11 protein-coding genes are annotated in these 11,764 nt (G+C 64.0%); 8 read left to right on the forward strand and 3 right to left on the reverse strand.

Going from position 1 to position 11,764, the window contains the following annotated elements:
* From Q0672_RS12225 to Q0672_RS12240, 4 genes are all read left to right on the forward strand, one after another.
* Positions 1-1,894: Tn3 family transposase (locus tag Q0672_RS12225; RefSeq protein WP_298622519.1), on the forward strand; the 1,894-nt coding region annotated here is incomplete at its 5' end.
* 75 nt (positions 1,895-1,969) lie between these two features.
* Entirely contained in the window at positions 1,970-2,302 is a 333-nt protein-coding gene (locus Q0672_RS12230; RefSeq protein WP_139235525.1) for a hypothetical protein, read from the forward strand.
* Positions 2,303-2,392: 90 nt separating this feature from the next.
* On the forward strand, positions 2,393-2,656 hold the full coding sequence (locus Q0672_RS12235; protein WP_298622521.1) for a hypothetical protein: 264 nt from the start codon (positions 2,393-2,395) through the stop codon (positions 2,654-2,656).
* 13 nt (positions 2,657-2,669) lie between these two features.
* Positions 2,670-2,873 carry a YbdD/YjiX family protein gene (locus Q0672_RS12240; protein ID WP_153163004.1) on the forward strand — a complete coding sequence of 68 codons (204 nt, stop codon included), beginning with the start codon at positions 2,670-2,672 and terminating at the stop codon, positions 2,871-2,873.
* A gap of 477 nt (positions 2,874-3,350) precedes the next feature.
* Here the strand turns inward: Q0672_RS12240 and Q0672_RS12245 are convergent, their stop codons facing one another.
* Complete coding sequence (locus tag Q0672_RS12245) at positions 3,351-4,502, reverse strand: glycerophosphodiester phosphodiesterase (protein WP_298622523.1); 1,152 nt, start codon at positions 4,500-4,502, stop codon at positions 3,351-3,353.
* Positions 4,503-4,731: 229 nt separating this feature from the next.
* On the opposite strand from Q0672_RS12245, the gene Q0672_RS12250 reads away from it, so the two are divergent.
* The 4 genes from Q0672_RS12250 to parC all read left to right on the forward strand — a co-directional run bounded on the left by Q0672_RS12250 (position 4,732) and on the right by parC (position 9,191).
* A complete protein-coding gene (locus Q0672_RS12250) occupies positions 4,732-5,769 on the forward strand; it encodes a GTP-binding protein (protein WP_298622525.1) in 1,038 nt (345 codons plus the stop codon).
* Positions 5,770-5,841: 72 nt separating this feature from the next.
* A complete protein-coding gene (locus Q0672_RS12255; RefSeq protein WP_298622527.1) occupies positions 5,842-6,333 on the forward strand; it encodes a hypothetical protein in 492 nt (163 codons plus the stop codon).
* The gene (locus Q0672_RS12260; RefSeq protein ID WP_298622529.1) at positions 6,330-6,680 is read left to right on the forward strand and encodes a hypothetical protein; all 351 of its coding nucleotides are present in this window, start codon (positions 6,330-6,332) and stop codon (positions 6,678-6,680) included. Before Q0672_RS12255 ends, Q0672_RS12260 begins: the two co-directional genes overlap by 4 nt.
* A gap of 141 nt (positions 6,681-6,821) precedes the next feature.
* Entirely contained in the window at positions 6,822-9,191 is a 2,370-nt protein-coding gene (gene parC / locus Q0672_RS12265) for a DNA topoisomerase IV subunit A (RefSeq protein ID WP_298622531.1), read from the forward strand.
* A gap of 66 nt (positions 9,192-9,257) precedes the next feature.
* Here the strand turns inward: parC and Q0672_RS12270 are convergent, their stop codons facing one another.
* Together Q0672_RS12270 and Q0672_RS12275 are read right to left on the reverse strand one after the other, a co-directional pair.
* Positions 9,258-10,922 (reverse strand): hybrid sensor histidine kinase/response regulator, encoded by a 1,665-nt coding sequence (locus tag Q0672_RS12270; RefSeq protein WP_298622532.1) that lies wholly within the window; start codon positions 10,920-10,922, stop codon positions 9,258-9,260.
* Positions 10,923-11,264: 342 nt separating this feature from the next.
* Positions 11,265-11,764, reverse strand: a 500-nt coding sequence (locus tag Q0672_RS12275; protein ID WP_298622533.1) for a Tn3 family transposase, incomplete at its 5' end; no start/stop codon positions are given.

The raw sequence follows: 11,764 nt of genomic DNA on the forward strand, positions 1-11,764 counted from the left end.
ACGCAATCACCTGCCATTCCTCATCCAACCCTACAAGATGGTTCGCGCCCAGTTGTTGAACTGCATCGAAATCGTCAATCCGCAGAGCAGTAGCGAAGACGACACCTTAATGCGGATGATGAAAGCACTTCAGGTGCTACGCGGCACCCGGCATGAAATCGTTCCGCTATCCTTGGTTGGGCTGAATGCCGACGAAGATTTTCTGTGGCTGCCCACAACGTGGCGGAAACTGGTCATCACCGAGCGCGCCGACGGTCAGGTCGTTGCCATCAACCGCCGTTACTTCGAACTCGCGGTCCTGTATGCGATCCGCGATGAACTCAAATCGGGTGACCTGTTCATCCAGCATGGCGAGCGTTACGACGATTACCGGGAGCAACTGGTTGACGACGACACCCTGAATCGCGAATTGGCGCAGTATGGCGAGGTCACTGGAGTCGAAACCGATTCCAGAGCCTTCACCGAGACCTTGAAAGCGGCTTTGCTGGAGACGGCCGAGGCGGTCGATGCCGAATTTCCTGAAAATGCTTATGCCGAAATTGTCGATGGCCGGCTGATCCTGAAAAAACCGCCCACTAGCGAACCGCCGCCCGGCATCAAGGCGATCGACCAGTTGATCACCGAGCACATGGAGAACATCAGTATCGTCGACGTACTGATCGATACTGAGCGCTGGCTGCAATTGCACAAGCTCTTCCGACCCTTGATGGGCACCGAAAGCCGAATCGAGGAATTGCGCCCGCGGGTCATCAGCACCTTGTTCTGTTATGGCTGCAATCTCGGGCCGACCCAGACAGCACGATCGATTCGGGGCATGAGCCGCAAGCAGATCGCGTGGCTCAACATCAAGTACGTGACAGAAGAGGTGCTGGAAAAAGCCATCGTCAAGGTCATCAATGCCTACAACAAGTTTGAATTGCCCGGCTACTGGGGATCAGGCAAGCATGCCTCGGCCGACGGCACAAAATGGAACCTCTACGAGCAGAACCTGATTTCCGAACATCACATCCGCTATGGTGGTTATGGCGGCATCGGCTATTACCATGTCTCCGACAAGTTCATCGCGCTGTTTAGCCACTTCATTTCCTGCGGCACCTACGAGGGCACCCACATCCTTGATGGGCTGATGACCAACACTTCGGATATCCGACCAGACACCATCCACGGCGATACCCAGGCCCAGAGCTACACGGTGTTTGCGCTTTCCCACCTCTTGGGTATCAAGCTGATGCCGCGCATCCGTGGCATCAAGGATCTGGTCTTCCACCGTCCCGACAGCAACAAGAAATTCACGCATATCGACCGGCTGTTCAGTGACGACATCAACTGGCAGATGATCGAGACCCATCTGCCGGACATGTTGCGGGTGGCGGTATCCATCAAGCTCGGGAAGATTTCGGCCTCGGCTATTCTGCGTCGCCTGGGCACCTACAGCCGAAAGAACAAGCTGTATTTCGCCTTCAAGGAACTCGGCAAGGTGATCCGAACCATGTTCCTGCTGAAATATGTTGGCGACGTCGAACTGCGCCGACTCATCCACGCGGAAACCAACAAGTCGGAGCAATTCAACGGTTTCGAGAAAAAGCTGTTCTTTGGCGGAGAAGGGGTGATTGCCGAAAACCTGCGCCATGAGCAGCGCAAGATCATCAAATACAACCATCTGGTCGCCAACCTGGTCATCTTGCACAACGTGGTGGGGATGAGCCGCGTTCTGAAACAACTCCAGGCAGAAGGGGCTGTGATCAATCAGGAAGTCTTGGCTGGCTTGGCGCCATACCGGCTGGAGCACATCAATCGTTTCGGCGATTACGTGCTGGATTTTCGACGCAAGGCCGAAGCCCTGGATGAGGGGTTCCGAATTCTGGAGGTTGAATCGGGTAAGCCAACTGAATGACCGTTGAATTTTGTGGAGGGAATCCCAATATCATGGGTTGCCATGCGCGTGCGTGGTCATTTTAGGGAGATGTTCATGAGTAAAACGCTGACCGGAAGTGGCTCCATCACGATGAAAAATCTGAATGGAACCTCTGGCAAGAATTGCAGTTGTGGCTCCTGGCTGGGCCATTGGAAGAAATTTGCGAAGGCTTCCACGACACCGAAATGTCATGTGCAAGGATGTGAGTCCCACGCTGAGGTAGGGGCGCATGTCATTTTGCCAAACATGAAGGACGAATCGCTTCGGAAGCTCAATTTCATCGCTCCAATGTGCAAAACTCACAATGGAACGCCGAGTGCCGAGTACAAAACTAAGTCTGACAGTGTTTTTGTCAGTGCCAACAAGGCGCTGGCTTGCGGAGCCTAAGCCTCAGTTGAAGAGGACAGGCCGGTGAAAACCGGCCTTTGCATCAGCCAAGTGACTTTTTGTTTTAGAACAATCGGCTAAGCGTTTTTTTTGAGGATTTCGCACGATTCCCGGCCGACCCTCAAGTACGAAGCCGGCATCGCCCGCGGCGAAGTGCTGGCCCCGGCCAAGTCGCTGGACCAGATGCACCAGATCGTCACCAACAACTACGTAGATGCGGCCCTGGCGGGCCTGTTCATGCTGCTGGTGGTGAGCATCCTCGCCTACGCGATTCCCGCCTGCTTCCGCGCCCTGGGCAACAGCAAGCCGACGGCGGTGGAAACCCCGTTCGAGCCGATGCCGGCAAACAGCTGAGGGAATCCGGCAGATGTTTGGCGATCTTGCCCGCATGGGCAAATACCTCGGCCAGGCCGCCCGCCTGATGGTGGGCGTGCCGGACTACGACACCTACGTGCAGCACATGCGCCTGACCCACCCCGACCAGCCGGTGATGACCTACGAGGCGTTCTTCCGGGAGCGTCAGGAGGCGCGGTACGGGGGTGGGGATGGGCGGCCGGGGCGGTGTTGCTGAAGGACGTGCCCGACCTTCGGGGGGTGCTCCAGGCAATCCGACGCCCCCTCCCAGACAGGCAAGGTCGGGCGTCGAACCCCCTCTGTTGCCTTCCCGCGCACCCTCGGCGATGTCGCGCCACCCCCAATGAGGCTGACGCCCAGCCGAAGTCGCCTCATTTTTGGGCGACATCGGCTGATCGCCACCCCCTGCCCGGGGCGGCGCGCCCCTCGGTCACCTCCCGGGAAGTCGGGGTCGGCTCGCAACTCGTCGAAGTCGGAGGGCGGCGAGCCGACATCGGCTCCAGGTTCGTCCAGCCAAGGGTCGCGCGCAGCCGAAGTCGGGTCGCCGGCAGGCAAAGTCGGGTGACAGATCCACGAGCAAGGCATCGCTGCCACCGCCGTCGGATGGGTGCCCTCCATCCCAGGAGAGCCCGGCATCAACACGGTTTCGGGCGCAGGCGTCGCCCCTGCGCCCGACTTCAAGCTCGAGTGACGGTCAGCGGATGCCGTTGAGCGCGGCCACGCCGGTGGCGGGGAAATCGGTGAACACGCCGTCGATGCCAAGACGCATGTAGTACTGCATCTCGGCTTTCGGGTCGGCGAAGCCGTAGCCGCTGGCATCGTCACGGAAGGTCCAGGTGTGCACCAGCAGGCCCTTCTGGTGGGCCAGCTCGGTCACCCCGGTGCTGCCGTCCACCCGGCGGTCGTTGATGGTGAGGGTGGCGTCGCCGGTGCGCTCCACGCCGTCGTTCACTGTCTTCACCAGATAGGGTTTCCACGGCCCAACCGCATCGGCGTAGGTCTTCACAAAGTCCAGCCCGGTGGAGGTGAGCAGATCGGCAAAGCTGCGGGCGTCGTTCTTCACCACAAAGTCGTAGGGCTTGTGGTACGGGGCCACCAGCGACATGCTGCCGTCGTCCTTCACGTCGTCGGCGTCGATCAGCTGCACGAGCTTGATGTTGGTCCTGGTGTTGAGGTATTGCAGGTTGCTCACCTCGAACGACTGAATGAACACCGGCGCACTTGCCACGTTGCCGTAGGCGGTGTGGAGGGTGGTCAGCAGCTTTTCCTCGAACACGTTGGCGCCAAAGCGCACCTCGTCGGCGTGAAAGGTTGAGTGCTTGATCTCCGGATAGATGCCCACCGTGCGGCCCAGGCGGGCGCCTTCCGACTTGGCCAGGGCGATCACCTCGTCGAGGGTGGGGATGCCGAACAGCCCGTTGTACACCTGCGAACGGCTGGAGCGGGCCTGCACCGCGCGCAGGGTGCGGATCTCGGCCAGGGTAAAGTCGCTGGCAAAGTAAGCTGTGGTGGGCACGCCATCCACGTTGCGGGTGCTCATGCGCGACGCCGGAAACTTGGTCGCCACATCGGTGGTGCCATCGAGCATCGGCTCGTGGCGGGCGATCATCACGCCGTCCTTGGTCAGCACCAGATCGGGTTCGATGAAGTCGGCGCCCTGCTCGATGGCTGCCTTGTAGGATTCCAGCGTGTGCTCCGGCAGACTGCCCGACGCCCCCCGGTGGCCGATCACCAGCGGCGCACCACCGGAGAGGGTCTTGAACGCCGGCTGGCTGTCATCGTCACTGCCGCCGCAGGCCTGGAGAAAGGCGAGGGAAAGAAGGGGAATCAGGATTTTGATCTTCATGGAAAGGGTCCGATCGAGGTGGGAGAGCGCTGCTTGCAAGGGTGATATGTCCCGACCAATCTATCTCCCCGGAATTAAGGGCACGTGAACGCCCCGTGACGGCATCTGCCCGACGAAGCGAAAGCGAACCCGGCAGCCTGCGTCATGGCAATCGCGGAATTGATCCGCCCACCCGCGTGCGGCTGTGGCAAGCTGCGGGCCGTTTCCGTGTTTGCCGCGTACCGCAGCCATGACCAACCCCCTCGCCATCCCCCGCCCGCCGATCCGCGCGACGATCCTTACCGGCTTCCTCGGCGCCGGCAAGACGACGCTCCTCAACCGCTACCTCGCCACCCAGCCCAGCCGGCGCGTCGCGGTGCTGGAGAACGAGTTCGGCGCGGTGGGCATTGACGGTGGGCTGATCGCCGGGTCGCCGGCGGTCGAGGTGGTGGAGCTCACCGACGGCTGCATCTGCTGCAGCGTGCGGGGCGAGCTGTCGGTGGCGCTGGCGGATCTGGCCGACCGGCGAGACCGGGGCGAGCTGGACTTCGACCATCTGGTGCTGGAGACCACCGGCCTCGCCGACCCGGCGCCGGTGGCCCAGGCGTTCTTTGTGGATGAAGGCGTGCGCGACCGCTACGAGCTGGACGGCATCCTTACCGTGGTCGATGCGATCCACGCCGGGCGGCAGCTCAACGAGAACCGCGTCGCTGCGGCCCAGATCGGTTTTGCCGACCGGGTGCTCCTCACCAAGACCGACGCAGTGGATGCCGACGCCCTCGCCGCGCTTCAGGATCGCCTCGTCCGCATCAACGCCCGGGCGCCGGTTGCCCCGGTGCCGGTGGCCGAGGCGGATCTGGCCGCGCTGTTTGCGCTGGACGCCTTCGTGCTCTCCGACGTGCTGGAGCAGATTCCGGCCTTCCTGACCGATTCCGCGCCCGCCGGCCTCACCCGCGGCGGTGGCAGCCACCGGGCCTTCGTGCGCCACGATGACGACATCGCGTCGATGGTGCTGCACCATGCCGGGGATGTGGACGTCGGGTTGATGGGCAGTTTCGTGGAGGATCTGCTCCTCAAGCACGGCAACGACATGCTGCGCTACAAGGGTGTGCTGGCGGTGCGGGGCGAGGATCGCCGGCTGGTCTTCCAGGGCGTGCATCGCATCACTGGCTTTGATTACGGGCGGGATTGGGCCGCCGGCGAGGCCCTTGAGACCACCATCGTCGTCATCGGGCGGCGCCTGGATGAGGCCGCCATCACTGCCGCCTTCCGCCTCGCCTGCCGCTGATCCCGCCGGGGCCGGCATGCTGGCCCCATACTTGCTATAGCCCTCCGGAATCACCATTCCCCGGAGAGTTTCATGGTCCAGACAAGCCTCACCGAAGACCTCGTCGACTTCGGTGACCTGCCCGAACACGTCAATGCCCTGCTGCAACAGGGCGTCGCCGCCCACGACAGCGACCCGGCCCGCGCCCGGGCCTGCTTCCGCGCGGCCATCGAGGTGGCGCCTGCGGTGCTGCCGTCCTACCGCTGCCTGTTCAAGCTGCAGAACAAGCTGCGGGATTTCGATTCCGCCTTCGACACGGCCACGGCCGGCCTCGCCCAGGCCGCGGCCCAGTGCGCCATGAGCCTCGACTGGCAAGGCTGGACGCCTGCCCAGCGGGCTGCCGCGCCGGAGCTGCCGGGGCGTTTCCTGCTGCAGTTTCTGAAGGCCCTGGCCTTCATCGAGCTGCGCCGGGGCCATGAGGACACCTCGGCCCGGGCGCTTGCCAAGCTGGAGGAACTCGACCCCGAGGACGGCGTCGGCGGGTCGGTGGTGGCCGCCCTCCTCGCCCATCGGGAGCCGGTATGAGCACGGCGGCGAGCGGTCACAAAACCGACAATCCCCCGTTCAGCGTCACGGACACGACACACCGCGGCCTCGGCCGGCTGCTGGTGCTGCGCCTCGGCGACGCGCTGAAGGTGCGCCTCACGCCCATCGAGGCCCACACCCTGGCCCTGGCGATGTTTGCGGTGCGGGACGGACGCAGCCCCGAAAAGGAGCTGTTCATGTGCCCCATTGCCAGCGATCCGATCTTCGTGGCCCGGGTGGAGACCGACGGATTGCAGGTGGAAACCCCCGCCGGCGGCTACCCGCTGGGCTGGCTGGATGTGGGCGCGCTGGCAGCCGCGCTGTCGCCGGCTGCCGTGCCTGCCTGAGCCCCCGCACGAAAAGCACGTCCGGACAGCTTTTCAGGGATTTGAATCAGCGGTGCCTGTGGTATTTTTGCGGCCTTTGTCGCGCCCGACGGGCGCCAGCAACCCAGGCGGCCCCGTGCCGCCAGCCGCAAGCACCGCACCATGAACGACACCCCGGATCTCTTCGACGCACTGCCCGACGCCCCCGACGCCCCACCCGGCGGTGGCGAGCCGCCCGCGCCGCCCGTCACCCCGCTGCTGGGCAGCGACGACGCCCTGCCCCTCGACCTCTACGCCGAGCGCGCCTACCTGGCCTACGCGATGAGCGTGGTCAAGTCCCGCGCCCTGCCCCAGGTCGAGGACGGCCTCAAGCCGGTGCAGCGCCGCATCCTCTTCTCGATGAACGAGATGCGCCTCGCGCCGGGCTCCAAGCACGTCAAGTCGGCCCGCGTCGTTGGCGACGTGATCGGTAAATACCACCCCCACGGCGATTCCAGCGTCTATGACGCGATGGTCCGGGTGGCCCAGGATTTCTCGCTGCGCTATCCGCTGGTGGATGGCCAGGGCAACTTCGGCTCGCGGGATGGCGACTCGGCCGCGGCGATGCGCTACACCGAATGCCGCCTCACGCCCATCGCCGAGTTGCTGCTCTCCGAGATCGACCGGGGCACGGTGGATTTCCGTCCTAACTACGACGGCGCCTTTGAAGAGCCGCAGCTCCTGCCCGCCCGGCTGCCCTTCGTGCTGCTCAACGGCGCCTCGGGCATTGCGGTGGGCATGGCCACCGAGATCCCGTCCCACAACCTGCGCGAGGTGGCCGACGCCGCCATCCACGCCATCGAACACCCGGAAGCGACCGTCGCCGACCTGATGACCCACATCAAGGGGCCTGATTTCCCCGGTGGCGGGCAGATCATCTCGCCCGCGGCCGACATCCGCGCCGCCTACGAAACCGGCCGCGGCAGCCTCAAGCTGCGCGCCCGCTGGGTGATCGAGGATCTGGCCCGCGGCCAGTGGCAGCTGGTGGTGAACGAACTGCCGCCGGGCGTCTCGGCCCAGAAGGTGCTGTTCGAGATCGAGACCCTGACCAACCCGCAGCCCAAGACCGGCAAGAAATCCATCGACCCGGATCAGGCCCAGCTCAAGGCGCTGATGCTCGGCGCGCTCGACCGGGTGCGCGACGAATCCGGCAAGGATGCGCCGGTACGGCTGGTGTTCGAGCCCAAGAGCCGCAACCAGGACGTGGCCGAGTTCGCCAACCTGCTGCTGTCCCACACCAGCCTCGAGACCTCGGCGTCGATCAACCTGGTGATGATCGGCCTGGATGGCCGGCCGGCCCAGAAGAGCCTCGCCGACATCCTCCACGAGTGGGGCCGCTTCCGCATCGGCACCGTGCGCCGGCGCACCGCGCACCGGCTGGGTCAGGTGAACGATCGCATCCACATCCTGGAAGGCCGCCACATCGTCTTCCTGAACATCGACGAGGTGATCCGCATCATCCGCGAGTCGGATGACCCGAAGGTGGCACTGATCGCCCGCTTTGACCTGAGTGACCGGCAGGCCGAGGACATCCTGGAAATCCGCCTGCGCCAGCTGGCCCGCCTCGAAGGCATCAAGATCGAGCGCGAGCTGCTTGAACTGCGTGGCGAGAAGACCGACCTCGAAGCCCTGCTGGGCGACGAGGGCAAGCTGCGCCGGCTGGTGGTGAAGGAGATCAAGACCGACGCTACCAAGTTCGGCGACGCGCGCCGCACCCTGGTGGAAGAAGCTGCCCGCGCCGGCGTCACGCAAACCGTGGTGGACGAGCCCGTCACCGTGATCGTCTCCGAAAAGGGTTGGGTGCGCTGCCGCAGCGGCCACGGCGTCGATCTGGCCAACGTGGCCTTCAAGGACGGCGACCGCCTGGGTTCGGCCTTCGAGTGCCGCAGCGTGGATTCGCTGATCGCCATCACCGACGGGGGCCGTGCGCTCACCGTGGCGGTTTCGACGCTACCCGACGGGCGCGGCAACGGGGCGCCGCTGGCGTCCTTCGTCGAGCTGCCGAGTGGCGCCAAGATCGCCCATGTGCTCGCCGGCCCGGCCGACAAGCGGGTGCTGCTGGCGAGCGTGGATGGCTACGGCTTCCTGTGCAAGCTCGGCGACATGACCGCCACCAAGCGTGCCGGCAAGCAGTTCGTGTCGGTGGATGCGGGCGGCAAGCTGCTCGCGCCGGTGCTCTTCGATGGCGCCGACAATCAGCATCTGGCGGCGCTGTCGTCCAGCGGCAAGCTGCTGGTGTTCCCGCTGGATCAGATGAAGGAGCTCTCCGGCGGTGGGCGCGGCGTCATCATCATGGCGCTGGATGAGGGCGACACCCTGGCCGCCACCTGCGTCGCCACCAACGGGCTCACCCTGCTGGCCGCCACCCGTGGTGGCAAGGCGGTGGAGTTTGCGGTATCGCCGAAGGACTGGGAGCCGTGGCTGGGCAAGCGCGCCAAGAAGGGCAAGCCCGCGCCGGGCCGCTCCCAATCAAACGGCCTGCGCGGCGACTAAGCCGGACGGCCGAAAAAACGCAGGGAAAACGGGGGGCGGATCGCTCCCCGTTTTTGTTGCTGGCGCTCAGTCGCCCAGCGGCAGGCGGACGATGAACTCGCTGCCCTTTTCGAGCTCGGAGCGCACATTCACCGAGCCGCCCATCAGATCCACCAGCTCCTTCACCAGCGCAAGGCCCAGCCCGGTGCCCTGATGGCGCCGGGTCAGGAAGTTGTCGGCCTGGCTGAAGCGCTCGAACACGTGGGACAGCATGTCCGGTGCGATGCCGCAGCCGCTGTCGGCCACGACAAATTCCAGCTCGTCGCCCACCCGTGAGACGCGGACTTCGACACGCCCGTGGTCGGTGAACTTGATCGCGTTGCTGAGCAGGTTGTTCAGCACCTGCACCACCCGGGTCGCATCGCAGACGAAGTCTGCCGGCAGATCGTCGGTGAGCGTCACGGCCAGTTCGAGCCCCTTCTTGGCGGCCGGCGGCTGGTAGGTGCGGACGATCTTGTCTATGAGTGTGCGCAGGGGCTCGGGGCGCATCACCAGCTCCGTCTTGCCGGATTCGATCTTGGCCAGATCGAGGATGGAGTTCACCAGATCGAGCAGGTGTTCGCTGCTATCGAGGATCACGCCGGCGAACTCCTGGTTCTCGCCGGTGGTGCTCTCCCGCAGGAGTTCGGCGTAGCCCATGATGCCGTTGAGCGGCGTGCGCAGCTCGTGGGACATGGACGCCAGGAACTCGGACTTCATCCGGTTGGCCGATTCCGCCCTGATCTGGCTCTCGCGCAGCTCTGCGGTGATGCGGTATTGCCTGTCCAGCAGGCGCATCGCGATGGTGCCGAAGAGCAGCACGATCAGCGTCGTCGCGAACGCGAAGACCTGATAGCCGAACCGTCGCGAGCGGAACTCCCTGAGCGCGCTCTCCTCGGTGACGCCGACCGCGACGATCAGCGGATACTCGGTGAGCGTGCGATAGCTGTAAAGCCGGTCGAGACCGTCCGACGTACTGGTCGCCCGCAGGCTGCCGATCGGCTTGTCGTGGATCACGCGGAGCAGCGCGCTCTGGCTGAGATTCTGGCCGACCGTCATGTTGTCGCCGGCCCGCCGGGCGCGGGTGATGCCGTCGAGCCCGACCAGTGACACCACGCCACCCGAACCAAGCTCCACACTCCGGTAGAAGTCGGAGAAGTAGAACGGGTCGACCGAAATCACCACCACCCCACCAAAACTGCCATCGGGCTTGTTGATGCGCCGGGTCATCTGGATCGACCACTTGCCAGAGGCGCGGCCGAGGATCGGCTTGCTGATGAAGAGCTGATTGGTGTCCTTCTCCTTGTGCACCCGGAAGTGCTCCCGGTCGGACAGATCCATCTGCTTGTGGTTGGGCAGATTGCTCAGGATGTAGATGCCGTTCTCGTCGATCACCCCCAGCTGGTTGAAGATGTTGCTGATGATCATTCCTTCGCGCACGTATTCGGCGATGTTCACCTTGTCGCCGTAGCGCTCGTACTGGAACTTCAGGAACAGCACCGCCTGATCGACGCTCTTGATCGTCCGGATCGTGTGCTCCTCGAAAGCCCGGGCGAGGTTGAGGTTTTCGGTGTAGACGGCCTTGATGACCATCTCCTCTTCGGTCGTGGCCTTGTAGACCACCGCCCCCCAGACAAGGAGGATGGGCAGCACCATGAGGGCGATGATCGGCAGAAAGAGGCGTCTGCGCTCGATGCGATTGGCGAGAGGCATGGGGCTTCCCAGGCAATGTTGGTGGGTACGCAATCAACCCGGATTCCAGAACCGGCCGGCCGTGGGGCGCTCGCTGCGGGTTGCAGGACGGCGTGCCCTGCCCGGCTGCGTCACGAGGGGCATGGAGCGCGGGGTCGATCCGGGTGCGGGGCATCTCCGACTTGCCGCTGGCGTGATACGGCCGACGCGATAGGGCCATCACGAGGGTCTTGATGACTATAACGGCATGTCGGAACCGTTTTTCACTGACAACTTCATTCGGGTACAAAAAAACCAGGAAAAGTCGAACGCGGCCGGGCTGGTGATGAAGGGGTCGTCTCAGAAAACGGAAAATAAAGCACGCTAAGCCGGTGGCAGCGGTCGCAATGGTCTGAACTTCCCCGCACCGACCTTGGCACTGCTGCGCCATAGGTAATCGCCGGTCAGGTTGATATGTTCCCACCCCAGCGGTGACAGATATTGCAGCAACGTGTCGTCCAGCGCCTTACCGTGGGCACGCAAAGCACTGGTGGCACGCTCCAGATAGACCGTGTTCCACAACACGATGGCCGCCGTCACCAGATTGAGGCCGCTGGCCCGGTAGCGCTGCTGCTCAAAACTGCGGTCGCGGATTTCACCCAATCGGTAGAAGAAGACCGCTCTGGCCAGCGCGTTGCGCGCCTCGCCCTTATTCAGCCCCGCATGGACGCGGCGGCGCAGCTCCACGCTTTGCAGCCAATCCAGAATGAACAGCGTGCGCTCGATGCGCCCCAGCTCGCGCAGGGCGACGGCCAAGCCGTTTTGGCGCGGATAGCTGCCGAGCTTGCGCAGCATCAGCGAGGCCGTCACCGTGCCCTGCTTGA

The sequence above is a fragment of the uncultured Zoogloea sp. genome, from assembly GCF_937894855.1.
Taxonomy (GTDB): domain Bacteria; phylum Pseudomonadota; class Gammaproteobacteria; order Burkholderiales; family Rhodocyclaceae; genus Zoogloea; species Zoogloea oryzae.